Source organism: Ectopseudomonas alcaliphila, from assembly GCF_900101755.1.
Taxonomy (GTDB): Bacteria; Pseudomonadota; Gammaproteobacteria; order Pseudomonadales; family Pseudomonadaceae; genus Aquipseudomonas; species Aquipseudomonas alcaliphila.
The window spans coordinates 397,214-422,836 of the sequence record NZ_FNAE01000001.1 but is presented as its reverse complement, the minus strand read 5'-3'; the positions used below and the strand labels follow the sequence as shown (position 1 = coordinate 422,836).

Sequence of the window (25,623 nt, the reverse complement as noted above, 5' to 3'; positions counted from 1 at the left end):
AATGAATTATGGCTGTTCAGCAGAACAAAAAATCCCGTTCCGCCCGCGACATGCGTCGTTCGCACGACGCCCTCGAGGCCAGCACCCTGTCCGTAGAGAAGAGCACCGGTGAAGTTCACCTGCGCCACCACGTTTCTCCGGAAGGTGTGTACCGCGGTCGCAAAGTGATCGACAAGGGCGCTGACGAGTAATCCTTGTCCGCCTCGATCATCGCGATTGATGCAATGGGTGGGGACTTCGGTCCCCACTGCATTGTTCCGGCCTGCATTTCTGCATTGGCCGAATTCCCCTCGCTGCACCTGACCATCGTCGGTCAAGCCCCTCTCATAGAAGAACAGCTCGCTCGCCAGTCCGGCGTCGATCGCTCGCGCCTGCAGGTTCATCACGCCAGTGAGGTGATCGCCATGGATGAGCGTCCGGCTCAGGCTCTGCGTGGCAAGCCCGATGCCTCGATGCGTGTGGCGCTGGAGCTGGTGCGTCAGCGTCAGGCGCATGCCTGTGTCAGTGCCGGTAATACCGGTGCGTTGATGGCGCTGTCGCGTTACCTGCTCAAGACGCTGCCGGGCATCGACCGGCCGGCGATGGTCAGCCCGATTCCTACCGAGCGCGGTCACTGCTACCTGCTGGATCTGGGCGCCAACGTCGACTGCAGCGCCGAGCACCTCTATCAGTTCGCGATCATGGGCGCCGTCGCCGCCGAGACCTTGGGTATCAGTCGACCGCGGGTCGCCTTGCTCAACGTCGGCACCGAGGACATCAAGGGCAACCAGCAAGTCAAGCTGGCGGCCAATATGCTGCAGCAGGCCCACGGGCTGAACTTCGTCGGTTACATCGAGGGTGATGGCGTGTATCGCGGTGAGGCTGATGTCGTCGTGTGCGATGGTTTCGTCGGCAATATCCTGCTCAAATCCAGCGAAGGCCTGGCCCGAATGATCACGGGGCGGGTCGAGACGCTGTTCAGCGATGGGCTGTTCGCTCAGGCGGTAGGTGCCCTGGCGATGCCGCTGTTGCGACGCCTGAAGGCCGATCTGGCGCCAGCGCGGCACAATGGTGCGAGCTTTCTCGGTCTGCAGGGCATCGTGGTCAAGAGTCATGGTGCGGCTGGCCAGGAAAGCTTTCAGAGTGCCATTCGCTGTGCACTGCGCGAGGTGCAGGAGAATCTGCCGCAGCGACTGCATGGTCGCCTCGAGGACTTGTTGCTGTAAACTCGTCACGTTTTCAGGGCATGGGCTGTGGCGGAATGTGACCGCGGCACGCAGCCTGTCATCCAACTGTCAGTTTGCTGCGCCAGGCTCGCCTGGCGTTGGTTTTTCGACTCAAGGGACCCATTCATGTCTGCATCCCTCGCATTCGTCTTCCCCGGTCAGGGTTCGCAAGCCCTGACCATGCTCGCCGAGCACGGCGCCCAGCAGAAACTGGTGCTCGATACTTTCGGCGAAGCTTCCGAAGCGCTCGGCTACGACCTCTGGGCACTGACCCAGCAAGGCCCGGAAGAGCAACTGAACCAGACCGACAAGACCCAGCCGGCCATCCTCACTGCCTCCATCGCCCTGTGGCGTCTGTGGCAGGCCGAGGGCGGTGCCAAGCCGGCTTTCGTTGCGGGTCACAGCCTGGGTGAATATTCCGCGCTGGTCGCCGCTGGCAGCATCGCCTTTGTCGATGCCGTGAAGCTGGTAGAGCGTCGTGGTCAACTGATGCAGCAAGCCGTTCCGGCCGGGCAGGGCGGCATGGCCGCCATCCTCGGCCTGGACGATGCCGATGTGCTGGCCGCCTGCGCCGAAGCGGCGCAGGGCGATGTGGTCAGTGCCGTGAATTTCAACGCCCCAGGCCAGGTGGTGATCGCCGGTAGCGCAGCTGCCGTCGAGCGTGCCATCGAGGCGTGCAAGGCCCGCGGCGCCAAACGCGCCATGGCGCTGCCGGTCAGCGTACCGTCGCATTGCGCGCTGATGAAGCCGGCTGCCGAGCGTTTCGCCGAGTCGGTCGAGGCGCTGAACTGGCAGGCGCCGCAGATCCCGCTGGTGCAGAACGTCAGCGCTGCCGTGGTGTCCGATCTGGCCACCCTGAAGGCTGACCTGTTGGCGCAGCTGTACAGCCCGGTACGCTGGGTCGAGTCGATGGTGCGTCTGTCCGAACAGGGCGTGACCGACCTGATCGAATGCGGCCCTGGCAAGGTGCTGAGCGGCCTTAACAAGCGCTGCGTCAAAGGCATCAACACTCACAACCTGGATACCCCGGATGCTTTTGCTGCCGCTCGCGCAGCCCTGGCTTGAGCAAGGAGAACGAACATGAGTCTGCAAGGTAAAGTCGCACTGGTCACCGGCGCCAGCCGTGGTATCGGTCAGGCAATCGCACTGGAGCTGGGTCGTCAGGGCGCCATCGTCATTGGCACTGCCACCAGCGCCTCGGGTGCCGAGCGTATCGCCGAAACCCTGAAGGCCAACGGCGTCGAAGGTGCCGGTCTGGTGCTCGATGTGAGCAACGACGAATCGGTTGCCACTACCCTTGAACACATTCAGCAACATCTTGGTCAGCCGTTGATCCTGGTCAACAACGCCGGCATCACCCGTGACAATCTGATGCTGCGCATGAAGGACGACGAGTGGCATGACGTCATCAACACCAACCTGAACAGCCTCTACCGTCTGTCCAAGGCTGTACTGCGTGGCATGACCAAGGCGCGTTTCGGGCGCATCATCAACATCGGCTCCGTGGTCGGTGCGATGGGCAATGCCGGTCAGGTCAACTACGCTGCCGCCAAGGCCGGTCTGGAAGGTTTCAGTCGTGCCCTGGCGCGTGAAGTGGGTTCGCGCGGCATCACGGTCAACTCGGTGGCCCCTGGTTTCATCGACACCGACATGACTCGTGAGCTGCCGGAAGGCCAGCGCGATGCGCTGCTGACGCAGATTCCGCTGGGCCGCCTGGGTCAGGCCGAAGAGATTGCCAAGGTGGTCGGTTTCCTGGCTTCCGATGGCGCAGGTTACGTCACTGGGGCTACTATCCCGGTGAACGGCGGTATGTACATGAGCTAAAAAGGGCGCCTCCGAACGCTCGGAGGCTCTCGAATGTGACGCGAGCCATCAGAAAACTGTCATAGTGGCTGTCTAAAATCCGTTATAAAGCTGCAACAGGTTTATAGACAGATCGTTGAAGTGTTCCTGGGGGCTCCCCGGCATTCAGCTTGAAATGCTAAAAACCCTTTCTATACACTTGGCCGCTACCAGCTGCCTGGATTTGTCCAATAGGAGTGAAAACAAGGTATGAGCACCATCGAAGAACGCGTCAAGAAAATCGTTGCTGAGCAACTTGGCGTCAAGGAAGAGGAAGTAACCAACAGCGCTTCCTTCGTTGAAGACCTGGGTGCCGACTCTCTTGACACCGTTGAGCTGGTGATGGCTCTCGAGGAAGAATTCGAGACCGAGATCCCGGACGAGCAAGCTGAGAAAATCACCACCGTTCAGGAAGCTATCGACTACGTGACTGCCCACGCGCAATAAGTCACCGTCAGCTTTCTGATCGAGAAAAGCCGCACTGCCCTAATCAGGCGTGCGGTTTTTCTTTACGTGCAAGGCGCATGTGGCGCCTGAGTAGAACAAGAGGAGATTGCTGTGTCGCGTAGACGCGTCGTGGTTACCGGTATGGGCATGTTGTCGCCGCTGGGTAACGATGTGCCGAGCAGCTGGCAGGGCATTTTGGCCGGGCGCAGTGGCATCGGTCTGATCGAGCATATGGACCTGTCGGCCTATTCCACCCGTTTTGGTGGTTCGCTCAAGGGCTTCAATGTCGAGGAATATCTCTCCGCCAAGGAGGCGCGCAAGCTCGACCTGTTCATTCAGTACGGTCTCGCTGCCTGCTTCCAGGCCGTGCGTGATTCCGGCCTGGATATCACCGATGCCAATCGTGAGCGTATCGGTGTGGCCATGGGCTCCGGCATCGGCGGCCTGACCAATATCGAGAACAACTGCAAATCGTTGCACGAGCAGGGGCCGCGGCGCATTTCGCCGTTCTTCGTGCCGGGCTCGATCATCAACATGATTTCCGGCTTCCTGTCGATTCATCTGGGTCTGCAGGGGCCGAACTACGCCATCGCCACGGCGTGCACCACCGGTACCCACTGCATCGGCATGGCCGCGCGCAACATCGCCTATGGCGAAGCTGACGTGATGGTCGCCGGCGGCGCCGAGATGGCAGCCTGCGGCCTGGGTATGGGCGGTTTCGGTGCGGCGCGTGCGCTGTCGACCCGCAACGACGAGCCGACCAAGGCCAGCCGTCCGTGGGACAAGGGCCGTGATGGCTTCGTCCTGTCCGACGGCTCCGGCGCCCTGGTGCTGGAAGAGTTGGAGCACGCCAAGGCGCGTGGCGCCACCATCCATGCCGAGCTGATCGGCTTCGGCATGAGCGGTGATGCCTTCCACATGACCTCGCCACCCGAGAACGGTGCGGGAGCTGCACGCTGCATGGCGGCTGCCCTGCGTGATGCCGGTATCAATGCCGACCAGGTGCAGTACATCAACGCTCACGGCACCTCGACCTCGGCTGGCGATCTCGCCGAAGCTGCCGCAGTGAAGAGCGTGTTCGGCGATCACGCCTACCAGCTGTCGGTCAGTTCGACCAAGTCCATGACCGGTCACCTGCTCGGTGCGGCAGGTGCGGTGGAAGCGATCTTCAGCGTGCTGGCGATCCGCGACCAGGTCGCGCCACCGACCATCAATCTGGACGAGCCTGACGAAGGCTGCGATCTGGATTTCGTCGCGCATCAGGCCAAGGCCATGCCGATCGAGATCGCGCTGTCGAACTCCTTTGGTTTCGGCGGTACCAACGGCTCGCTGCTGTTCCGTCGGTTCAACGGCTGATGCTGAGCTGGGTCAACGGCGCGCCCGGCGAGCAGTTGTCGGTTCGCGACCGTGGCCTGGCTTACGGCGATGGTCTGTTCGAAACCATCGCCGTGCGTGGCGGCCAAATTCCGCTGCTGGCGCGGCATATGGCGCGCCTGGCCGATGGCTGTCGGCGCTTGTCCATTCCCCTCGATCCGCTCCTGATGGAAAGCGAGCTGCAGGCCTTTGCCGCGCAGCTGGGCGAGGGCGTGGCCAAGCTGATCGTCAGCCGTGGCGAGGGGCAGCGCGGCTATGCGCCACCGCAGCCCTGTCAGCCGCTGCGTATTCTTCAGGCCGCACCGCTGCCGCAGTATCCTGCGGCGCATGCCGAGCAGGGCGTGCGTCTGTTCCCCTGCGTGACGCGGCTGGCCGAGCAGCCGTTGCTGGCCGGGCTCAAGCACCTCAACCGCCTGGAACAGGTACTGGCGCGCGCCGAATGGCAGGACGCCGAGTATGCCGAGGGCCTGATGCGCGACAGCAGTGGCCGGGTCATCGAGGGCGTGTACAGCAACCTGTTCCTGATCGTCGACGGTGGGCTGCTCAGTGCCGATCTGTCTCGCTGTGGCGTGGCCGGCGTGATGCGTGCCGAGATCCTGCAGCAGGCGCAGTTGCTCGGGCTGTCTGTCGAGTTACGCGATATTTCCTTCCACGAACTGCTGACTGCCGATGAAGTCTTTCTCTGCAACAGCCTTTACGGCATCTGGCCTGTACGGGCGCTGCAAGAGCGACACTGGTCGGTCGGGCCGCTCACCCGTAAACTGCAGGCCATCGTCTGCGACCTACTGAGTAAATAACTGGTGCTACGCAAGATCTTGGTGCTGCTTGAGTGCGGCGTGCTACTGGCTGCGCTGCTAGTCGTGGGTGCCGCCTGGCAGCAGCAGAGAGCGCTGGAACAGCCTCTGCATCTGAATGAAGAAATGCTCCTGGAGGTGCCGTCCGGCGCCACGCCGAGCGGCCTGCTCAATCGCCTGGAGGCGGAGGGCGTGATCGACAATGCCTTCTGGCTACGCCTGTACTGGCGCTTCAACCTGCGCGCTCCGGCCATGCACAGCGGCGAATACCGCTTGCTGCCCGAACACAACGCTCGCGACATGCTCGGCCTGTGGCAGCGTGGCGAGGTGGTGCAGTACAGCCTGACCCTGGTCGAGGGTTGGAACTTCCGCCAGGTGCGCGCCGCCCTGGGCCGTCAGGAGCGCCTGGAGCAGCGCCTGGCCGATCTCAGCGATGCCCAGTTGATGGAGCGCCTGGGCCTGGCTGGGCAGAACCCGGAAGGGCGTTTCTTCCCCGATACCTATCGCTACGTGCGTGGCATGAGCGACGAGGACCTGCTCAAGCAGGCCAACGTTCGTCTTGAGAGCGTATTGGCCGAGGAGTGGCAGAAGCGCGCCGAAGGGTTGCCCTATCGCGAGCCCTACGACGCGCTGATCATGGCGTCGATGATCGAGAAGGAAACCGGTGTGCCCGAAGAGCGCGGCGAGATCGCTGGCGTGTTCGTGCGTCGCCTGCGCATCGGCATGCGTCTGCAGACCGATCCCACCGTCATCTACGGTATGGGCGAGCGCTACAACGGCCGCATCACCCGCGCCGACTTGCGCACGCCAACGCCCTACAACACCTACACCATCGACGGCATGCCGCCGACGCCGATCGCCATGGTCGGCCGTGAGGCGATTCACGCGGCGCTCAACCCGCTCGATGGCACCACCCTGTATTTCGTCGCGCGAGGCGACGGTAGCCATGTGTTCTCCAACACCCTGGCCGAGCACAACCGCGCGGTGCGCGAATACCAGCTCAAGCGTCGCGCCGACTACCGCTCCAGCCCCGCGCCACGCGCGGCGGCCGAAACCGAATAAGGGCAATCCGTGACCGGTCTGTTTATTACCCTGGAAGGCCCGGAAGGCGCCGGCAAAAGTACCAATCGCGAGTATCTGGCCGAGCGCCTGCGCGAGCAGGGCGTCGATGTGCTGCTGACCCGTGAGCCAGGTGGTACGCCGCTGGCCGAGCGTATCCGCGAATTGCTGCTTGATCCGAGCGATGAGCCGATGGCGGCCGATGCCGAGTTGCTGCTGGTATTCGCCGCTCGCGCCCAGCACCTGCAGCAGGTCATTCGTCCGGCTCTGGCCAAGGGTAGCGTCGTGCTGTGCGACCGTTTCACCGATGCCACCTACGCCTACCAGGGCGGTGGGCGCGGTCTTTCCATCGAGCGCATCGCGCAGCTGGAGCAGTTCGTTCAGGGCGAGTTGCGCCCGGATCTGACCTTGATCTTCGATCTACCCATCGAGATCGGCCTGGCTCGCGCAGCGGCTCGTGGTCGTCTGGATCGTTTCGAGCAGGAAGGTCGTGGCTTCTTCGAAGCCGTGCGCCAGGCCTATCTGCAGCGCGCCGAACAGGCCCCGCAGCGCTATCGCGTGCTGGACGCCGGGCAGACCCTGGCCCAGGTGCAAGCCGATATCGATGCTCTGCTGCCGAGCCTGCTGGAGGCCTGCCGTGGCTGATGTCTATCCCTGGCAACAATCGCTCTGGCAGCAACTGGCCGGGCGTAGTCAGCACGCCCATGCCTATCTGCTGCATGGTCCGGCCGGCATCGGCAAGCGTGCGCTGGCCGAGCGCCTGATGGCGCGCTTGCTGTGCCAGAACCCGAATGGGCTGGATGCCTGTGGCAACTGCAAATCCTGTCATCTGCTGGCTGCCGGTACTCACCCGGACAACTACGTGCTGGAGCCCGAGGAAGCGGACAAGCCGATCAAGGTCGATCAGGTGCGCGAGCTGGTCGATTTCGTGGTGCAGACCGCGCAGCTCGGCGGGCGCAAGGTGGTGCTGCTGGAGCCGGCCGAGGCGATGAACATCAACGCCGCCAACGCACTGCTCAAGAGCCTGGAAGAGCCGTCCGGCAATACCGTGCTGCTGCTCATCAGTCACCAGCCCAGCCGCCTGTTGCCGACCATCAAGAGTCGCTGCGTGCAGCAGGCCTGCCCATTACCGAGCGAGGCGCTGAGCCTGGCCTGGCTGGCCCAGGCACTGCCGGAGCTGGGTGACGATGAGCGCACCGATCTGCTGACCCTGGCGGCGGGCTCGCCACTGGCTGCTGTGCGTCTGCAGGCTCAAGGTGTACGCGAGCAGCGCGCACAGGCAGTGGAGGGGGTGAAAAAACTGCTCAAGCAGCAGGTATCCCCGAGCCAACTGGCGGAAAGCTGGAATTCACTGCCGCTGAATCTGCTCTTCGACTGGTTCTGCGACTGGGCGCAACTGATGTTGCGCTACCAGCTGACCAAGGACGAGGAAGGCCTGGGCCAGGTCGATATGCGCAAGGTGGTGCAGTACCTGGCGGACAAGAGCGGGCAGGCCAAGGTATTGGCGATTCAGGAATGGCTGCTCGCGCAAAGGCAGAAAGTGATGGGAAAAGCCAACCTCAATCGTGTGTTGCTATTGGAAGCCTTGCTGGTGCAGTGGGCCGCCTTGCCAGGGCAGGATCGCAGCTGACTCGCGCCGGGGCAGGATTCGGCAGAGCGTCACATTCTGCTGGCTCCCTGCCGCCCGGTTGTTTGCGCATGAGCATGAACAAGCCCTAGAATCAGCCATTAAGCAATAAACGCTAGGAATGCGCTGATGAGCCTGCCACCCAATCTGGGTCCCCGTAACGGAATTCTGTCCCTGACCATCAAGGACAAGTCCGTGCTGTATGCGGCCTACATGCCCTTCATCAAGAATGGCGGTCTCTTCATACCCACCAACAAGAGCTACAAGCTCGGTGACGAAGTGTTCATGCTGCTCAACCTGATGGACGAGCCGGAGAAGATTCCGGTGGCCGGCAAGGTGGTGTGGATCACCCCTAAAGGCGCCCAGGGCAACCGCGCCGCAGGTGTCGGCGTGCAGTTCAACGATGGCGACAACACCGCCCGCAACAAGATCGAAACCTACCTCGCTGGCGCGCTGAAGTCCGACCGCCCGACTCACACCATGTAACCTGCTGGCCGCGAGCAGACTGTCCTCGCGGCCGAAGCATCCCTCAGAGCGTCCAGACACCTGCCGCTTTCGATTACAATTCGGGTTTTCCCTTTGCCCGAGTTCTCCCGCTGTGCTGATCGACTCCCATTGCCACCTTGATCGTCTCGACCTCGCTGCCCATGGCGGTTCGCTGGATGCTACCCTGGATGCGGCGCGCGCCGTCGGCGTCGGGCATTTCCTGTGCATCGGCGTCAGCGCCGACAACGCCGCCACGGTCAAGGGCCTGGCCGAGCGCTATGCGGATGTCGACTGTTCGGTGGGCGTGCATCCACTGGATCTCGAGCCGGGCGCCGAGCCTGCGTTGGACTGGCTGCTGGGCGAGCTGGCGCACCCGAAGGTGGTGGCCATCGGTGAAACCGGCCTGGACTATCACTACGAGCCGGAATCCGCAGCGCTGCAGCAGGCCTCCTTCCGGCTGCATCTGGAGGCGGCGCGCATCACGGGCAAGCCGGTAATCGTGCATACCCGCGAAGCCCGTGCCGACACCCTGGCTCTGCTGCGCGAGGCGGCGCTGCCACAGGCCGGCGTGCTGCATTGCTTCACCGAAGACTGGGAGATGGCCAAGGCGGCGCTGGACATCGGTTTCTATATTTCCCTGTCCGGCATCGTCACCTTCCGCAATGCCGAGGCACTGCGTGATGTGGCGCGTCAGGTGCCTGCCGATCGTCTGCTGGTGGAAACCGACTCGCCTTACCTGGCGCCCGTGCCGCACCGCGGTAAACCCAACCTGCCGCAATACGTGCGTGAAGTGGCCGAGTACCTGGCGCTGCTGCGTGGGGTGAGTTACGAGGCGCTGGCCGAGCAGACCTCGAACAACTTCAAGCGTCTGTTCCCGTTGGCTGGTGTGGCTGACGCGTAACAGCCCGTAGGGTGCGCCGCGCGCACCAGGCGATGTGAGGCGTTGCAGCCATGGTGGATTACGCCGCACCCAGATCCAGCGAAGCAGTCAACGACCGTGACAGGCGGCTAACCCACCCTACGGGAACGGCGATCCGCTGAGCAAAAAAAACCCGGATTCTGGGGGATGAATCCGGGTTAAGACCATTAGGAGTAAATCAAGGTACGCGGTCCACGGTACCTTGGCTGGCGGGGCACTTGGGGGGATATGCCGCACACCAGTAAGTTCCAGTATTAGCCATGATCGGCGAGCGTCCAGGCCAAAGCCTGAGTTTTTTAAACGGATTTGGAATACCGCAGACGCTGCTGAGTCCTCACCCTTTTGCCAACTGGGTTAGCAGGCGCAGTGTTTCCTCGATCACCTGCTCGCTGGTGTAGAAATGAGGCGACAGACGTACACCAGGCCCGCGCTGCACGCAGATCACCTGTTCCTCGCGCAGACGTTGATACAGCGCGGGGTTGTCCCAGCCTGCCAGGCTGAAGTTGAGGATGCCGGCACAGCGCGCCGGGTCGAGCGGGCTATGGATCACCGCACCGGGTAATACGCGAATACCGTCGTTCAGGCGCTGAACCCGTTCTTCCAGTAGCGCGCCGACCCGCTCCATGCCCACGTCTTCGAGCAGCGACAGGCTCGCCTCCAGAGCGAAGGCCCCCAGCATGTTCGGGCTGCCACATTCGAAGCGCCTTGCACTGCGTGCCGGTTGCCAATCCTGGCGGGTGTAATCGCCGGCATGCTCCAGCATGTGCCAGCCGTACTCGTGAAGTTTCAGCTGATCGCGTACCGCACTGCGGCAATAGAACACCGCCAGGCCTTCCGGGCCGAGCATCCATTTGTGGCCGTCGGCCATGGCGAAGTCGCAGTCGTAGGCCTGTACATCGAAGGGCAGGGCGCCCAGCTGCTGAATGGCATCGATGCAGAACAGTACGCCGCGCTGGCGGCAGCCGCGGCCGAGGCGCGGCAGATCCAGGCGCAGACCGCTGGCGAACTGCACGGCACTGATCGACAGCAGGCGGGTTCGCGGGGTGAAGGCGGCGAGCAGGGCTGCCTCCGGGTCATCGCCCTTGAGGCTGACCTCGACCACCTCCACGCCTTGGGCTGCGAGTGCCAGCCAGACGATGCGGTTGGAGGGGAATTCCTCGTCGCTGATGATCACCTGGTCGCCGGCCCGCCAGTCCAGGCCGAAGGCCACGAAGGAAAGCGCCTCGGACGTATTCTTGACCAGGGCAATATCACCAGTACTTGGCGCGTTCATCAGGCGTACAAGGCGTTCACGTAGGCTGCGCTCAAGTTTCAGCCAGTCGGGATAGTCACGCGCACCGCTGGTCACGTTCGCTTCCGAGAACCGTCGAACCGCTTCAGCACTGCGTTTTGGCCAGGGGGCGACTGCTGCATGGTTCAGGTAGCGCAGTCCACTTTCCAGGGGGAACTCATCATGAAACACGTACATGGTCGGATGATCCGTGCAATTTGGCCGCATTTGGGCATAATAGGCGGCTTCGATTTTTGACCCCGCAGTCCCTTTATGCAGAAAGAACCCCGTAAGGTCCGCGAATTCCGTCGCCGCGAGCAAGAAATTCTCGATACCGCGCTGAAACTCTTCCTTGAACAGGGAGAAGACAGCGTTACCGTCGAGATGATCGCTGATGCGGTCGGTATCGGCAAAGGCACCATCTACAAGCACTTCAAGTCCAAGGCGGAGATTTACCTGCGCCTGATGCTCGACTACGAGCGTGATCTCAACGAGCTGCTGCATTCGGCCGATGTGGATCGTGACAAGGAAGCGCTGTCGCGTGCCTACTTCGAATTCCGCATGCGCGATCCGCAGCGCTATCGCTTGTTCGACCGCCTGGAAGAGAAGGTGGTCAAGGGCAATCAAGTGCCGGAAATGGTCGAGCAGCTGCACAAGATCCGTGCTTCCAATTTCGAGCGTCTGACCCAGCTGATCAAGGGTCGCATCGCCGAAGGCAAGCTGGAAGATGTGCCGCCGTACTTCCACTACTGCGCTGCCTGGGCGCTGGTGCACGGCGCCGTGGCACTGTACCACTCGCCGTTCTGGAGCAACGTGCTCGAGGATCAGGAGGGCTTCTTCCAGTTCCTCATGGACATCGGCGTACGTATGGGCAACAAGCGCAAGCGCGACGCCTGATGCTTGACTGGTCGGCCACGGGACTGTGCCGTGGCTGACATAGCGATATACTCCGGTTCTTAACGAACTGGAGCTCTCAATGATCGTCGACCGCCAGGGCAGACGCTTCCGCAATCTTCGCGTCAGCCTGACCGCCGCCTGCAACTACGCCTGCACCTACTGTGTGCCGAACGGCAAGCGTCTGGTCGCCGCTCAGGATGAACTCTCCGCCGACGCCATGGCACGTGGCGTGGCTTATCTGATCGAAGCAGCCGGCATCGAGCGCCTGCGCATCACCGGTGGTGAGCCGCTGGTTAGCACGCGCCTGGAGCCCTTCCTGCGTCAGGTCAGCCAGCTCGGTCTCGACGATATCAGCCTGACCACCAACGGCCAGCTGCTCGAGCGCAAGTTGCCGCTGTTGGTCGAATGCGGTATTCGCCGCCTCAATGTTTCCCTCGATACCCTCGACGCCGACGCCTTCCGCAGCATCGCCCGCGGCGGCGACCTGGCCAGCGTGCTGGCCGGAATGGAAGCGGCGCGCGAAGCCGGGATGAAGATCAAGGTCAACATGGTGCCATTGCGCGGGCAGAACCTCGATCAGGTGCTGCCGCTGCTCGAGTACTGCCTGGAACGCGGTTTCGAGCTGCGCTTCATCGAACTGATGCGCATGGGCCACCTGGCGCGTGATCCCAATGCCTTCAACCAGCAGTTCGTCGGCCTGCCAGAGCTGCTGGAGCTGATCGGCACTCGTCACCAGTACGTCCAGGCCAGCGCCCCGGTGGACGCTACCGCGATGCGCTACGCCATTCCCGGCACCGGCCATTTCGGTGTGATCGCCAACGAAAGCGTGCCGTTCTGCCGTACCTGCTCGCGCTTGCGCCTGTCCTCCACCGGCTGGCTGCATGGCTGCCTGTCTTCGAGCAACCGCCACTTCGTTGGCGACCTGCTGGACAAACCCCGTCACCAGGCCTTGCCGGCGCTGCAGCGTCTGCTGGTCAAGGCGCTGGGTGACAAGCAGGACCTGGCCTTCTCCGGCGGCGTCACGGTGATGAAGATCATCGGCGGCTGACGCGTTGCTCGCTGTTCTGGGGCGATTGGGCAGCGCAATCCTTCAAGTCTTGCTGTTTGCCCGAGCTGCTCCCTGAAAAGCAGGCGTCGGCCTGCTTGTGCAGGTCGGATGCGGCGCGGTCTTCTTCACTGGGTTGTTCACTTGTACGTCTAGTCAGGTGTAGAGGCATCGTGCTCGCTTGCAAGCTACAAGGCCCGCTCGTACCAACTGCGACTCTTGTTGACCATGCGTACCAGCCAGAGCATCACCGGCACCTCGATCAGCACACCGACTACGGTAGCCAGCGCGGCGCCGGAGTCGAAGCCATAGAGCACGATGGCCACCGCCACGGCCAACTCGAAGAAGTTGGAGGCGCCGATCATGGTCGAGGGACCGGCCACGTCATGGCGTACCTTGAGTGAGCGGTTGAGCCAGTAACCGAGCGCGGCGATGAACAGTGTCTGCAGCAGGATAGGCATGGCCAGAATGCCGATCACCAGCGGTTGTTCGACGATGGCCTGGCCCTGAAAGGAGAACAGCAGCACCAGGGTGGCCAGCAGGGCGAGGATGGAGAAGGGGGAGATTTTCGCCAGTGCCGCATCGAAGGCGGGCTTGCCGCGCTTGAGCAGGTGGGCGCGCACGGCCTGGGCGATGGCCAGGGGGATGACGATGTACATCACCACCGACAGCAGCAGGGTGTCCCAGGGCACCGGGATAGACGATACGCCGAGCAGCAGGGCGACGATGGGGGCGAAGGCGAACACCATCACCAGATCGTTGAGCGCCACCTGGCTGATGGTGAAGTTGGCGTTGCCGTTGCACAGGTTGCTCCACACGAACACCATCGCCGTACAGGGTGCGGCGCCCAGCAGGATCAGCCCGGCCATGTAGCTGTCGAGCTGGTCGGCCGGCAGCCAGTCGGCGAACAGGATCTTGATGAACAGCCAGCCGATCAGGGCCATGGAGAAGGGCTTGACCACCCAGTTGACGAACAGGGTGACGCCGATACCGGCTTTCTGCCCGCGCACTTCATGCAGCGAGGCGAAGTCGATCTTCATCAGCATGGGGATGATCATCACCCAGATCAGCACGCCGACCGGGATGTTCACCTGGGCAATCTCCATGGCGCCCACCGCCTGGGCGGCCTGCGGAGCGACCAGGCCGAGTACCGTACCGGCCGCGATACAGAGGAACACCCACAGGGTCAGGTAGCGTTCGAAGAAACCCAGGGGCGCGCCTGCGGATTGCTTCAGGGCGGTGTCGCACGCATTTGTCATCTTCGCTGCCTATCCTCGTCACGGGCGAATGGCTCAAATATATTCGATTTACTGTATATCTGAAAAATAATATATTCGCTCGTGTGCATCCTTGATGGAAATCAACATGAGCCAGAAAAAGCGTGTCCTGTTCCTCTGCGTGGCCAACTCGTCGCGCTCGCAGATGGCCGAAGCGCTGCTGCGCCATACCGACTCCAAACATTTCGAAGCCTTCAGTGCGGGCACCGCGCCCACTGAGGTAGACCCGCGCACCCGCGATGCGCTGGAGCACCTTGGCGTTTCCACCGCCGGGCTGTTCAGCAAGTCCGTCGAGCAGCTGGCGGGCGAGCCGTTCGACTATGTGATCACGCTATGTGACAAGTCTGCGCTGGAGTGCCTGGCGCTGCCTGGTACAGGCGAATACATCGCCTGGAATTTCGAAGACCCGGCGACCAGCTCGCAGAAGGACGCCTATCGCAAGACCCTGCACGAGATCCACGAGCGGATAAAGATGTTCGTGCTGATCAAGAGCAAGCCAGCCAGTGCTGCCAACGATGGCATGACCCCCACTGAGCTGTTCAAGTGCCTGGCCGATGAGACGCGAGCGCGTATCGCCATGCTCGTTACCCTCGAGCAGGAGCTGTGCGTCTGCGAGCTGACCGCCGCGCTGGAAGAGGCTCAGCCGAAGATTTCCCGGCACCTGGCGCTATTGCGCAGCAGCGGTCTGCTGGAAGATCGGCGCAATGGGCAGTGGGTGTACTACCGCCTGCATCCGCACCTGCCCGAGTGGGTCAGGGATGTGCTCAAGCGAACCCTGGACAGCAATGCCGAGTGGCTGCGCCCGGATGTGCAGCGCCTGTGGCAGATGCGTGACCGCCCTGGGCGCAAGCCTGCCTGTGACTGAGAGGCGAGCCTCGTGAAGATCCTGTTCTGACCCATTTTTGGAGCGACACCGTGCAAGACGACCTACCCAACGCCGAGCTGCAACTGCTCGATCTGCCGACTGCGGACAAGCTCACCATCGACTCGGCCTCGACCCACGCGCCGCGCATCCTGCTGCTGTACGGCTCCACCCGCGAGAAGTCCTTCAGCCGCCTGCTGACCGAGGAGGCCGCGCGCCTGCTGCAGCACTTCGGCGCCGAGACGCGCATCTTCGACCCGCGCGGCCTGCCGTTGCCGGACGATGCGCCGGAGAGCCATCCCAAGGTGCAGGAGCTGCGCGAGCTGATGCAGTGGTCGGAAGGCCAGGTGTGGTGCTCTCCGGAGCGCCACGGCGCGATGACCGCCGTGTTCAAGGCGCAGATCGACTGGGTGCCGCTGGCCATGGGCGCTGTCCGCCCGACCCAGGGCAAGACCCTGGCGGTGATGCAGGTCTGCGGCGGCTCGCAGTCGTTCAACGTGGTCAACCAACTGCGTGTGCTGGGGCGTTGGATGCGCATGTTCACCATCCCCAACCAGTCCTCGGTGCCCAAGGCCTTCATGGAGTTCGACGTGGACGGCCGGATGAAGCCGTCCTCGTTCTACGATCGGCTGGTGGATGTGATGGAGGAACTGGTCAAGTTCACCCTGCTGTTGCGCGATCGCTCCGACTACCTGGTCGATCGCTACTCCGAGCGCAAGGAGTCGGCCGAAGAACTGTCCAAACGCGTCAATCAGCGCGCCATCTGAGCGAAGGAACTGCCCGCCATGACTCATCCATACGATGTGCTACAGGTGCCCGGCCTGGCCGGCACGCTGATCTTCACACCGTGCCCTGGCACCCGCGAAACCACGCTCGAAGATGCGCTGCTGGCGCTCAAGCAGGCCGGTGCTGCGGGTGTGATCACGCTGATGCCCTACAACGAGCTTTCCGCCAACGGCGCCGAACGGATCGCCCAGCAGTGCCAGGCCCTGGATCTGGCCTGGTATCACCTGCCGGTGGCCGACGAGCAGGTGCCGCTGGAGGATTTCGGCGAGGGCTGGCGGGCGTCCCGCCAGGTGATCGTCGAGCACCTGCGTGCAGGCCGCTCGCTGGCCATTCACTGCAAGGGCGGCTCCGGGCGTACCGGCCTGATCGCTGCGCGCATCCTCATCGAAGCCGGCATCGCGCGTAGTGAGGCCATTGCCCTGGTGCAGGCGCTGCGGCCCAAGGCCATCCAGCATCCCGCCCACGTCAACTGGATCAACCAGTTCGACACGACCCACTGACAGAGGCATCGACATGACCATCAAAGTAGGCATCAACGGTTTTGGCCGCATCGGCCGTCTGGCTCTGCGTGCCGCCTGGAACTGGCCCGAACTTGAGTTCGTGCAGATCAACGACCCGGCAGGCGACGCTGCTACCCACGCGCACCTGCTCAACTTCGACTCGGTGCATGGCCGCTGGCAGCATGAGGCAAGCAGCGACGGCGACTGCGTGGTGATCGACGGCAAGCGCATCGCGGTTACTGCCAACAAGGCCATCGGCGACACCGACTGGAGTGGCTGCGACCTGGTGCTCGAGGCCAGCGGCAAGATGAAGACGGTCGCCGTGCTGCAGGGCTATCTGGACCAGGGCGTGGGGCGCGTGGTGGTCTGCGCGCCGGTCAAGGAGCAGGGCGCGCTGAACGTGGTGATGGGCGTCAACCAGCATCTGTTCGACCCGGCGCAGCACCGCATCGTCACAGCGGCGTCCTGCACCACCAATTGCCTGGCACCGGTGGTCAAGGTGATCCACGAGGCGCTGGGCATTCGTCATGGTTCGATTACTACCATCCACGACCTGACCAACACGCAGAGCATCCTCGATCAGCCGCACAAGGATCTGCGTCGCGCCCGCGCCTCGGGTATGAGCCTGATCCCGACTACGACCGGTTCGGCCACGGCAATTGCCGAGATTTTCCCCGAACTGCGCGGCAAGTTGAACGGCCATGCCGTGCGCGTACCGCTGGCCAACGCTTCGCTGACCGACTGCGTGTTCGAGGTGGAGCGCGCTACCACGGCTGAGGAAGTCAACGCGCTGCTCAAGGCCGCCGCCGATGGCCCACTGAAGAACATCCTTGGCTACGAGGAGCGCCCGCTGGTGTCCATCGACTACCGCACCGATCCGCGTTCTTCGATCATCGATGCGCTGTCGACCATGGTGGTGGCCGGTACCCAGGTGAAGATCTATGCCTGGTACGACAACGAATGGGGCTATGCCAACCGTGCGGTGGAGCTGGCGCGGATGGTCGGCCAGGCCGGCTGACCCGGTTTGTGGGAGGGGCTTTAGCCGCGACCTGCAGTCTCGTAGGGTGCGCCGTGCGCACCAGCCAGCGCACCGCATGGGAAGGACAGGCTTATGGGGCGTCCTTCCTGCTGCCTGGGACGAATCATCGGCTTGCCCGCATGCCCGTTAGGGAGCGCCATGGTGCGCGCGGCGCACCCTACGCTTGAGGCCAGCCATCCGGCCGCTATAACGCCCGATCAGGAAATCACGCCATGCACGCCCTTGCACGACTCTCTCCGGAGATCCGCCAGTACCTCTTGGTAACCGGCAACTACTGGGCCTTTACCCTCACCGATGGCGCTCTGCGCATGTTGGTGGTGCTGCATTTTCACAGCCTCGGCTACACGCCGCTGCAGATCGCAGCGCTGTTTCTGTTCTACGAGATCTTCGGCGTGATCACCAACCTGGTGGGTGGTTATCTGGGGGCGCGGCTGGGGCTCAACCGCACCATGAATATCGGCCTCGGCCTGCAGGTGCTAGCGCTGTTGATGCTCACCGTGCCGACTGCCTGGTTGACCGTGCCCTGGGTCATGGGCGCCCAGGCGCTGTCCGGTATCGCCAAGGATCTGAACAAGATGAGCGCCAAGAGCTCGATCAAGCTCCTGGTGCCGGACAGTCAGCAGGGCACGCTGTACAAGTGGGTGGCGATCCTCACCGGCTCGAAGAATGCGCTCAAGGGCGTCGGCTTCTTCCTCGGTGGCGCGCTGCTCGCCGTGCTTGGCTTTGCCGGCGCAGTGCTGGCGATGGCCGCTGCACTGGCGCTGATCTGGCTGGCCAGCCTGGTGTTGCTGAAGAAGGACCTGGGCAAGGCCAGGGCCAAGCCGAAGTTTCGCGACATGCTCTCCAAGAGCCGGGCGATCAACATTCTCTCGGCCGCCCGGCTGTTTCTCTTCGGTGCGCGCGACGTCTGGTTCGTGGTGGCGCTGCCGGTGTACCTGAGCTCGGTATTCGGCTGGGACTTCTGGCTGGTCGGCGGCTTTCTCGCGGCCTGGGTGATCGGCTACGGCATCGTGCAATCGCTTGCCCCGCGCATCACCGGCAAACAAAGCGGGCGTGTGCCGGACGGCCGCGCGGCTTTCGTCTGGGCCGCACTGCTGGCCGGTCTGCCGGCGCTGATCGCGTTGGGGCTGGGCACTGGCTGGTCGGCGCAGGTGGTCTTGCTCGGCGGGCTGATGCTGTTCGGCGTGCTGTTCGCGGTGAATTCCTCGCTGCACAGCTACCTGATCGTCAGCTACGCCAAGGAGGACGGCGTATCGCTGGACGTGGGCTTCTACTACATGTCCAACGCGCTGGGCCGGCTGATCGGCACGCTGCTTTCGGGCTGGGTCTTCCAAACCTATGGGCTGGAGGCCTGCCTGTGGGTGTCCAGCGTGTTCGTGCTGGCCGCCGCGCTGATCTCCATGGCCTTGCCCAGACACCGCGATGCCGCTCGGCAGATCTGAACACCTGTCGAGGCTTTCAGGCCTGCGCTGTGCCCAGGAACTGCTCGATCTCGGCGGCGGTACTGCGCGCGGTGCGGGTCACCCCGATCAGGGTGGCCGAGGCCGAGCCGGTCCATTCGCCGTAGCCCACCAGCCATAGCCTGGGCTCCTGTACGGCGCGGGTACCGTCGACCTCGATTCGCCCTTCGTCGGTGATCAGCCCCAGGCTGGCCAGGTGTTCCAGCGCCGGTTTGAAACCGGTACACCAGATCACCACATCCACCTCGCTCTGCATGCCATCGGGCCAGACCACGCCATCGCGGGTGAAGCGTTGAAAGGGGCGTACCGCGTGCAGCACGCCGCGCTCCCGCGCCTCGACCACGGGCGGCACCATCACCACATCGCCGAGCCCGCCCACCGGCTGGTCGATGACGCGACCTTCCTGCTGAGCTTTCCAGCGCTCGGTGGCGCGTTCGAACAGCACGCGACCATCGACATCATCGGGCAGAAACAGCGGCTCGGTGGGCGTCACCCAGGTGGCGTCGGCCACTTTGGAAACCTCTGCCAGGATCTGCGCCCCGGAGTTGCCAGCGCCCACCACCAGCACCCGTTTACCTGCGAACGGCTGCGCCTCGACATAGTGGGCCGAGTGCAACTGTTGGCCGCCAAAGAGCTCGCTGCCAGGATAGTGAGGGATGTGCGGATGGCTCCAGGTACCGGTGGCGCTGACCACCGCCCTGGCGTCCCAATGCCCTTGCCCGGCATGCACGCGCAGCGCCCCCGTCAGGCGCTCCACCGAAGTGACCCGCACGGGGCGCTGCACCGCAAACTGGTAGCGTTCCTCGTAGCGCGTAAGGTAATCGACGACGTGATCGCGCGTGGGGTAGCCATCCTCAACCGGCGGCATCATCCAGCCGGGAATCGAACTCCAGGTCGCCGGGGAGAACAGTCGCAAGGAATTCCAGCCGTGACGCCAGGCGCCGCCGGGCCCATCCTCGGCATCGAGCATCACCAATGACAAACCAGTGCGACGCAGGAAGTACGCGGTCGCCAGAGCGGCCTGGCCGCCACCGATGATGACCACGTCGTGCATGGCTTCAGATTGAGCGGTCATCTGAGGGCTCCTGCGCTATTTGAAAGGGAGAGTCTATCGCCATGCGGGCCTGGGACGGTGATGTGCGGCAAGTCTGCTGCCATTGGTTGAGGGAAGGTTAGCGAGCAGCGGCAGAATGCGGCTGTCAGCGCGCGGGGTGAGCACCGCGGGACCATGGCATTGAGCAGTGCCCTGACCTCGGTGAGACGCTGAAGTATCCAGCGCAGATGAGCCGGCATCAGGCGTTGGTAACACCAACGTGAATGAGGCTGGCGCAGAACCTGCATCTACGCCTCATCCGCCGGTTTTCCGTCACCGGCATGAGGAGGATGGATTCATGCGTAACCTGCTTCTACTGGTGGCGCTGCTGGGGCTGGCTGGCTGCATGAAGGTCAGCGATCTGGCCAGTGGCGCCGAGTACCACCTGCGCGATGCCGGTTTTCTCGACCATGGCCGCACCGAGCGCATGGCTTCGCGGCGCCTGCAGCAGGACTCCTTCATCTACATCGCCCAGGGCCACTTCGTGCCGCCAGGCCACGGCTACCCGCGGCCCAATGTGGTGGCCGAGGAGGCCTTCAAGGGCTTCGTCGAATACTTCCCGCTGGTGCGCCGCGCGCGTCAGCCGGCAGGCCTGGATGAAGCCATGGCCGAAGCCCGTGCTGCTGGCGCGCACTACCTGCTGTACGCCCGTTTCGCCTACAGCGACGACCGTATCGGCACCCTGGAGGAGTGGGAAGATCAGGAAGCACTGGATCGTCTCGGCACCGACCGAGCATCGATTCAGCTGATGCTGATCGAAACCAACACCCGCTACCTGGTGGATACCGCGCGGATTCGCAGCCGTGGCGGATTCCTGACGTTCTACGATGCCCGGCCGCAGGACCTGATCGGCCCGCCGCTGCATGATTACGCGCGCAGCCTGATTGGCGTCGGGCGCTGAGAGCTGAGGGCTACCCTCGTGGGAGGGGCTTTAGCCGCGACAGCTGCCACGGTGTATCCTCTTCGGTTCGCAGCAATGGACGAGGAGAGAGCATGAGCGATCCAGGCAAGGCCGGCGACCTGCTGGCGCAGATCCCCAAGGGCGAAGGCAAGGGCCTGCCCCCCGTGCACCTGTGGAACCCCGATTTCTGTGGCGATATCGACATGCGCATCGCCCGCGATGGCACCTGGTATTACCAGGGTACGCCCATCGGCCGCAAACCCATGGTGCGGCTGTTTTCCACCATCATCCGCCGTGACGGCGAGGACTATTTCCTGATCACCCCGGTGGAGAAGGTCGGCATCCAGGTCGAGGATGCGCCCTTCGTTGCCGTGACCCTGCAGGTGGAAGGTGAGGGCGAAGCGCAGGTGCTGCGCTTTACCACCAATGTCGAGGACGAAGTCGTGGCCGGCGTCGAACACCCGATTCGGGTGGAGATCGATCCTGCGACACTCGAACCCTCGCCCTACATTCTGGTGCGGCGTAACCTCGAGGCGCTGATTCACCGCAACGTGTTCTACCAACTGGTGGAACTGGCGGTGGAGCGCGAAATAGGCGGAGAGCCCTGGTTGGGCGTGTGGAGTGCCGGGGAGTTCTATCCCATCGGGCCGTCCCCGGTCTGAGTGGGCAATTCAGGAGAAGCGCCGGTGCGCGCAGCGCACCCGACGGGTTTGACAGGAGACGCAAATGGATGAGCATCGCATCGAAACCGAACGCCTGACGCTGCGCCCGCCGCAGCCGCAGGATGCCGACGAGATACAGCGCCTGGCCGGTGATTTCCGCATCGCCGATGTCACCCGCAGCATTCCCCATCCCTATCCGCCCGCGCTGGCGCAGCAGTGGATCGAACGCTGCGCGCAGGATTGGGCCAGCGGTGCGGCGGCCAACTTCATCATCACCGAGTCGGACAGCGGCAAGCTGGTCGGCAGCATGGCCCTCATGGATATTGGCCGGGGCGAGGCCGAGGTGGGCTACTGGGTCGGCGTGCCCTATTGGAGCCGTGGCTACGCCAGCGAAGCCTGCAATGCCCTGGTGGACTTTGCCTTCCAGCAACTGCGCCTGCGCCGTTTGCACGCCAGCCACCTGGCGCGCAATCCGCAATCCGGCCGTGTCCTGTTCAAGGCCGGTTTCCGCCATCTGGGCCTGGGTCACAGTCAGTGCGGGTGCCAGGGCAAGCTGGAACCAGTCGAACTCTACGAGCGGGTTTCCGGCGAGTGATCCGCGCTTTATTCATCTGCAGTCGCAATCGCTTGCGCAGCCCGACAGCCGAACGGGTATTCGCCGATTGGCCCGATGTCGAGACCGATTCAGCCGGGCTTGCCCCTGACGCCGAGGTGCGTGTTTCGGCAGAACAGCTCGACTGGGCGACCCTGATTTTCGTGATGGAGAAGAACCAGCGCAGCAAGCTGACGCGCCAGTACCGGGCGGTACTGGCAGGCAAGCGGGTGATCTGCCTGGATATTCCCGATGACTACGCCTATATGCAGCCGGAGTTGGTCAGCCTGTTGCAGCGCAAGGTGCCCGCGCTGTTGCGTTGAGCCCGGTTCAACGCACCCGATCCCGGCTCTGTAACGCCAGGTCCAGCGCCTTCTGCATGTCCAGCCGCGCCGAGCGGCCCACGTCCTTGTCGCTTATTTGGTAGTTGCGCTCGGACGGCAGGATCGGCGCGGTCAGGTCTTCGGCGTCCATCGGTTCGAAGTCGTAATCACCGCCAATGGTCATGGCGCTGCGGCGCAACAGCATGCGCACCTGTTCCGGTTGCAGGCGCGGATTGATCGACAGCATGGCGGCGACCACGCCAGTTACCAGCGGCGTGGCGTAGGAGGTGCCGCAATGCACCTCGCCGGTGGCGTCGACTTCACGGGTGGAGGCGCGAGCACAGGCGGCGGCGGTGATGTCGACGCGCATGTCGACGTTCGACGAGTTGCGTTTGACCGCGTAGCTCGGGTCGTCGATTTCAACCTCGTCCTTCTTGCTGCGCTGATGCCCGCCGACCACCAGCAGTTGCTCGGTGATGAACGAGGAGGGCAGGCGGTACTCGTCCCTGCCTGAGTAGGACGAGCCATTGCCGGCGGAGTTGATCACCAGCACGTCCGGGTGTTCCTCACGCAGCCACAGGAAGAATTCTTCCAGCAGTTCCTCGTAGCCGCTCATGGCGATGCCGGAGCGCACCAGCGAGTCGATCTCGTCGCCTTCGACGTTGCGCGTACCGACGCGGTGAATGCCCCAGCTCCAGTTGAGTACGCGCACACCGTCTTCCACCAGGTTGACCGACGCGGCGATATTGGCGGTGATGCCGGCATCCGAGTTTCGCTCGACTATCACCTCGAAGCCCTGGCTGGCCTTGTCCAGCCCGCGCAGGAAACCGGTGTTGCCGCCCTTGTCCCAGTGCGCGGCGAGGATGCCGGCCACGGTGCTGCCGTGGTTGTCCGGCTCTTCGGCGTCACGCGCATAGACGCAGGTGCGCGGCTGGCCGTCGGGGCAGGCACCGAGGTAATCGGCGAAGTCGGGGGCGTCGAAGTCGACGTTGCGCTCGATCACGCCGATGCGGATCGGCCCGGCTTCGATGGGCGTATCGCCCGCCGGAATGCGCCGCTGGTAATAGTTCACCGCATCCATGAAGCGGTTGGCCGCCCATTCCTCGGAGTTCTTCTCCGGTTTGTGTGCCGGCTTGCGCGCGGCCTCACTTTCCTCGCCGCGCTCCGGCGCGCTTTCTTCCACGACCACGGCATCGACGCTGGTTTCATTGCCGATGCGCAGCACCAGCGCATCGCGCTCGGTCAGGTTCTGCACCGGCAGGCGCAACTGGTGGACGTTCAGGGGCGGGATGGCGCCGACCACCTCGGCGTCGTATTTCTTCGCCAGACGCCTGGCCTCGTCGAGACCTTCGTGGCTCTCCTCGATCAGCAGACTGACCAGATCGACATAGGTGGTCAGGCCATCCATGTTCTTCGCCACTTCATCCGGGCCGGCGGCGAGCACGTGGCTGCGATGCAGCGACAGCCACACCGGGTTGCTGGCGCGCGAGCCGTCTTCCAGCCACAGCGGTGCGCTGCGATGTTCTTTGCTGTTCAGCTGCAGGCGCAGGCCATCGCCACTGCGTTTGACTGCCGAAGCGGGAAGGGTGTCGTCGCCGAGCCGCAGTGTGGGCAGTTTCTCGCCGAGGCCACGCACCTGCATGCACCAGTCCTGCCTTTCGCTGGCAAGCAGATCGCCGCAGCGTTGCAGGCTCTGGATACGCAACGGTTCCTGCGCATCGGCAAGCGGGCTGAGCGCAGCCATGATGAAAGTGGCCAGAAGAACGCGGCTGGGCAACATGGGGCAGGGCCTCCGTGGCGATTGTCCTGCTTTTCCGACTTTCATCGGCGTGCTTCGTTCAGGTGGGATGCATCCTGCTGGTCACCGAGCATGTGCGCGCCAGTGGCGCTGCTGCGTACGAACTTGGTTATAGTATTACGTTTCCTTCACGCCCCACTCGAAGCCTTCCATGTCCTCCAATCGCCTGCTCTCGATCGACGCCCTGCGCGGCTTGGTCATCCTCTTCATGTTGCTCGATCACGTCCGCGAAACCTTCTACCTGCACCAGCAGGTCGGGGATCCGATGGACGTGACCGCCACCGATCCTGCGCTGTTCTTCAGCCGCACCCTGGCACATCTGTGCGCGCCGGTGTTCATCCTGCTCACCGGGCTGTCGGCGTTTCTCTACGGGGAAAAGCAGATGAGCCGGGCAGCGACCAGCGCCTTTCTGTTCAAGCGCGGGCTGTTTCTGGTGGTGCTGGAGTTCATCCTGGTCAACTTCGCCTGGACCTTCCAGTTCCCGCCCACGGTGATCTACCTGCAGGTGATCTGGGCCATCGGCCTGAGCATGCTGGCGCTCTCCCTGCTGTTGTGGCTGCCACGCGTGTGGCTGGCGGCGCTGGGCCTGCTGCTGGTGGCCGGGCACAACCTGCTCGATGGGCTGCACTTCGGTCCCGAGTCGGCGCTGCACATCCCCTGGGCGGTGTTGCATGACCGTGGCTGGATCGAGTTCTCCGACTCGCTGCGTCTGCGCACCTCCTATCCGGTCTTGCCCTGGATCGGGGTTATCGCCCTGGGTTATGTGATCGGTCCCTGGTTCCGCAGCTCGCGCGACCCCCAGCAGCGTTTGCAACGGCTGCAGCGGGCCGGCCTCGGCGCGCTGGTGTTGTTCGTGGGGCTGCGCCTGGTCAACGGCTATGGCGAGAAACCCTGGGCGGTCGGGGAGACCGGGCTGCAGACGTTGATGAGCCTGCTGAATATCACCAAGTACCCGCCGTCGCTGCTGTTCCTGGCGCTGACGCTGGGCATCGGCCTGTTGCTGCTGGCCTGCTTCGAGCGCCGCAACGACGGGCGCATGGTGCGCACCCTGGCTGTGTTCGGCAGTGCGCCGATGTTCTTCTACCTGCTGCACCTGTATGTGCTGAAGCTGCTCTACATCGCCGCCTTCGCCCTCTGGGGCGCCAACCATGGGCATTACTTCGGCTTCGACTCGATGGCCTGGGTCTGGGCTGCGACCTTGCTGCTGGCGCTGGTGCTGTTCCCGGCCACGCAATGGTTCGCCCGGCTCAAGGCGCGGCGGCGGGATATTCGCTGGTTGAAGTACCTCTGAGAGCCTCTGACGTAGGGTGCGCCGTGCGCACCAACGGGCACCTCGAAAATATCCGGTGCGCACGGCGCACCCTA

28 protein-coding genes are annotated in these 25,623 nt (G+C 63.5%); 24 read left to right on the top strand and 4 right to left on the bottom strand.

Annotated elements, in window-relative coordinates; all coding sequences use genetic code 11:
• The first annotated feature begins 8 nt into the window (after window positions 1-8).
• The 12 genes from rpmF (at window position 9) to BLR77_RS01975 (ending at window position 9,735) form a co-directional block, all read left to right on the top strand.
• The gene (gene rpmF / locus BLR77_RS02030; RefSeq protein WP_003245185.1) at window positions 9-191 is read left to right on the top strand and encodes a 50S ribosomal protein L32; all 183 of its coding nucleotides are present in this window, start codon (window positions 9-11) and stop codon (window positions 189-191) included.
• A gap of 3 nt (window positions 192-194) precedes the next feature.
• Complete coding sequence (plsX, locus tag BLR77_RS02025; RefSeq protein WP_074675226.1) at window positions 195-1,205, top strand: phosphate acyltransferase PlsX; 1,011 nt, start codon at window positions 195-197, stop codon at window positions 1,203-1,205.
• A gap of 126 nt (window positions 1,206-1,331) precedes the next feature.
• The gene (gene fabD / locus BLR77_RS02020; RefSeq protein ID WP_074675225.1) at window positions 1,332-2,270 is read left to right on the top strand and encodes an ACP S-malonyltransferase; all 939 of its coding nucleotides are present in this window, start codon (window positions 1,332-1,334) and stop codon (window positions 2,268-2,270) included.
• A 15-nt stretch (window positions 2,271-2,285) separates the two neighbouring features.
• A complete protein-coding gene (gene fabG, locus BLR77_RS02015) occupies window positions 2,286-3,029 on the top strand; it encodes a 3-oxoacyl-ACP reductase FabG (protein ID WP_003245179.1) in 744 nt (247 codons plus the stop codon).
• A gap of 228 nt (window positions 3,030-3,257) precedes the next feature.
• Window positions 3,258-3,494: an acyl carrier protein gene (gene acpP, locus BLR77_RS02010; protein ID WP_003245177.1), complete on the top strand. Its 237-nt coding sequence runs from the start codon at window positions 3,258-3,260 to the stop codon at window positions 3,492-3,494.
• Window positions 3,495-3,605: 111 nt separating this feature from the next.
• Entirely contained in the window at window positions 3,606-4,850 is a 1,245-nt protein-coding gene (gene fabF / locus BLR77_RS02005; RefSeq protein ID WP_074675224.1) for a beta-ketoacyl-ACP synthase II, read from the top strand.
• Window positions 4,850-5,665, top strand: coding sequence for an aminodeoxychorismate lyase (gene pabC, locus BLR77_RS02000; RefSeq protein WP_074675223.1), 816 nt, complete (start codon window positions 4,850-4,852; stop codon window positions 5,663-5,665). Before fabF ends, pabC begins: the two co-directional genes overlap by 1 nt.
• 3 nt (window positions 5,666-5,668) lie before the next feature.
• Window positions 5,669-6,724: an endolytic transglycosylase MltG gene (gene mltG, locus BLR77_RS01995; protein ID WP_074675222.1), complete on the top strand. Its 1,056-nt coding sequence runs from the start codon at window positions 5,669-5,671 to the stop codon at window positions 6,722-6,724.
• A 9-nt stretch (window positions 6,725-6,733) separates the two neighbouring features.
• A complete protein-coding gene (gene tmk / locus BLR77_RS01990; RefSeq protein ID WP_074675221.1) occupies window positions 6,734-7,366 on the top strand; it encodes a dTMP kinase in 633 nt (210 codons plus the stop codon).
• Window positions 7,359-8,351 (top strand): DNA polymerase III subunit delta', encoded by a 993-nt coding sequence (locus BLR77_RS01985; RefSeq protein ID WP_074675220.1) that lies wholly within the window; start codon window positions 7,359-7,361, stop codon window positions 8,349-8,351. The genes tmk and BLR77_RS01985 overlap by 8 nt, the downstream gene beginning before the upstream one ends.
• Window positions 8,352-8,477: 126 nt before the next feature.
• Window positions 8,478-8,834 (top strand): PilZ domain-containing protein, encoded by a 357-nt coding sequence (locus BLR77_RS01980; protein WP_003245164.1) that lies wholly within the window; start codon window positions 8,478-8,480, stop codon window positions 8,832-8,834.
• 112 nt (window positions 8,835-8,946) lie between these two features.
• Complete coding sequence (locus tag BLR77_RS01975; protein WP_074675219.1) at window positions 8,947-9,735, top strand: TatD family hydrolase; 789 nt, start codon at window positions 8,947-8,949, stop codon at window positions 9,733-9,735.
• A 352-nt stretch (window positions 9,736-10,087) separates the two neighbouring features.
• On the opposite strand, the gene BLR77_RS01970 is transcribed toward BLR77_RS01975, so the two are convergent.
• Entirely contained in the window at window positions 10,088-11,221 is a 1,134-nt protein-coding gene (locus BLR77_RS01970; RefSeq protein WP_074675218.1) for an aminotransferase class V-fold PLP-dependent enzyme, read from the bottom strand.
• A 75-nt stretch (window positions 11,222-11,296) separates the two neighbouring features.
• Between BLR77_RS01970 and BLR77_RS01965 the strand changes: the two genes are divergently transcribed.
• Together BLR77_RS01965 and BLR77_RS01960 are read left to right on the top strand one after the other, a co-directional pair.
• Window positions 11,297-11,920, top strand: coding sequence for a TetR/AcrR family transcriptional regulator (locus BLR77_RS01965; RefSeq protein WP_003461933.1), 624 nt, complete (start codon window positions 11,297-11,299; stop codon window positions 11,918-11,920).
• A 79-nt stretch (window positions 11,921-11,999) separates the two neighbouring features.
• Window positions 12,000-12,968 (top strand): GTP 3',8-cyclase MoaA, encoded by a 969-nt coding sequence (locus BLR77_RS01960; RefSeq protein ID WP_074675217.1) that lies wholly within the window; start codon window positions 12,000-12,002, stop codon window positions 12,966-12,968.
• 185 nt (window positions 12,969-13,153) lie between these two features.
• Here the strand turns inward: BLR77_RS01960 and arsB are convergent, their stop codons facing one another.
• A complete protein-coding gene (arsB, locus tag BLR77_RS01955; protein ID WP_074675216.1) occupies window positions 13,154-14,224 on the bottom strand; it encodes an ACR3 family arsenite efflux transporter in 1,071 nt (356 codons plus the stop codon).
• A gap of 106 nt (window positions 14,225-14,330) precedes the next feature.
• On the opposite strand from arsB, the gene BLR77_RS25790 reads away from it, so the two are divergent.
• The 5 genes from BLR77_RS25790 (at window position 14,331) to arsJ (ending at window position 18,871) form a co-directional block, all read left to right on the top strand.
• Window positions 14,331-15,107 (top strand): metalloregulator ArsR/SmtB family transcription factor, encoded by a 777-nt coding sequence (locus BLR77_RS25790; protein ID WP_074675215.1) that lies wholly within the window; start codon window positions 14,331-14,333, stop codon window positions 15,105-15,107.
• A 50-nt stretch (window positions 15,108-15,157) separates the two neighbouring features.
• Entirely contained in the window at window positions 15,158-15,871 is a 714-nt protein-coding gene (gene arsH / locus BLR77_RS01945) for an arsenical resistance protein ArsH (RefSeq protein ID WP_074675214.1), read from the top strand.
• A gap of 18 nt (window positions 15,872-15,889) precedes the next feature.
• Window positions 15,890-16,390, top strand: coding sequence for a cyclin-dependent kinase inhibitor 3 family protein (locus BLR77_RS01940; RefSeq protein WP_074675213.1), 501 nt, complete (start codon window positions 15,890-15,892; stop codon window positions 16,388-16,390).
• 13 nt (window positions 16,391-16,403) lie between these two features.
• The gene (locus tag BLR77_RS01935) at window positions 16,404-17,408 is read left to right on the top strand and encodes an ArsJ-associated glyceraldehyde-3-phosphate dehydrogenase (protein WP_074675212.1); all 1,005 of its coding nucleotides are present in this window, start codon (window positions 16,404-16,406) and stop codon (window positions 17,406-17,408) included.
• Between the two features lie 233 nt (window positions 17,409-17,641).
• The gene (gene arsJ / locus BLR77_RS01930; RefSeq protein ID WP_074675211.1) at window positions 17,642-18,871 is read left to right on the top strand and encodes an organoarsenical effux MFS transporter ArsJ; all 1,230 of its coding nucleotides are present in this window, start codon (window positions 17,642-17,644) and stop codon (window positions 18,869-18,871) included.
• A 16-nt stretch (window positions 18,872-18,887) separates the two neighbouring features.
• Here arsJ and BLR77_RS01925 read toward each other — a convergent pair whose 3' ends face one another.
• Entirely contained in the window at window positions 18,888-19,964 is a 1,077-nt protein-coding gene (locus tag BLR77_RS01925; protein WP_074675210.1) for an ArsO family NAD(P)H-dependent flavin-containing monooxygenase, read from the bottom strand.
• A 316-nt stretch (window positions 19,965-20,280) separates the two neighbouring features.
• On the opposite strand from BLR77_RS01925, the gene BLR77_RS01920 reads away from it, so the two are divergent.
• The 4 genes from BLR77_RS01920 to BLR77_RS01905 all read left to right on the top strand — a co-directional run bounded on the left by BLR77_RS01920 (window position 20,281) and on the right by BLR77_RS01905 (window position 22,460).
• Window positions 20,281-20,883, top strand: a complete 603-nt coding sequence (locus tag BLR77_RS01920; protein ID WP_074675209.1) for a DUF4823 domain-containing protein — start codon at window positions 20,281-20,283, stop codon at window positions 20,881-20,883.
• A 92-nt stretch (window positions 20,884-20,975) separates the two neighbouring features.
• Window positions 20,976-21,545, top strand: a complete 570-nt coding sequence (locus BLR77_RS01915; protein ID WP_074675208.1) for a DUF1285 domain-containing protein — start codon at window positions 20,976-20,978, stop codon at window positions 21,543-21,545.
• A 64-nt stretch (window positions 21,546-21,609) separates the two neighbouring features.
• Window positions 21,610-22,140: a GNAT family N-acetyltransferase gene (locus BLR77_RS01910; RefSeq protein WP_074675207.1), complete on the top strand. Its 531-nt coding sequence runs from the start codon at window positions 21,610-21,612 to the stop codon at window positions 22,138-22,140.
• Window positions 22,137-22,460, top strand: coding sequence for a low molecular weight protein tyrosine phosphatase family protein (locus tag BLR77_RS01905; RefSeq protein WP_074675206.1), 324 nt, complete (start codon window positions 22,137-22,139; stop codon window positions 22,458-22,460). Before BLR77_RS01910 ends, BLR77_RS01905 begins: the two co-directional genes overlap by 4 nt.
• A gap of 7 nt (window positions 22,461-22,467) precedes the next feature.
• Here the strand turns inward: BLR77_RS01905 and BLR77_RS01900 are convergent, their stop codons facing one another.
• A complete protein-coding gene (locus tag BLR77_RS01900; RefSeq protein ID WP_394328040.1) occupies window positions 22,468-24,204 on the bottom strand; it encodes a S8/S53 family peptidase in 1,737 nt (578 codons plus the stop codon).
• Between the two features lie 205 nt (window positions 24,205-24,409).
• Between BLR77_RS01900 and BLR77_RS01895 the strand changes: the two genes are divergently transcribed.
• Window positions 24,410-25,549, top strand: coding sequence for an acetyltransferase domain-containing protein (locus BLR77_RS01895; RefSeq protein ID WP_074675204.1), 1,140 nt, complete (start codon window positions 24,410-24,412; stop codon window positions 25,547-25,549).
• The last annotated feature ends 74 nt before the right edge of the window (window positions 25,550-25,623 follow it).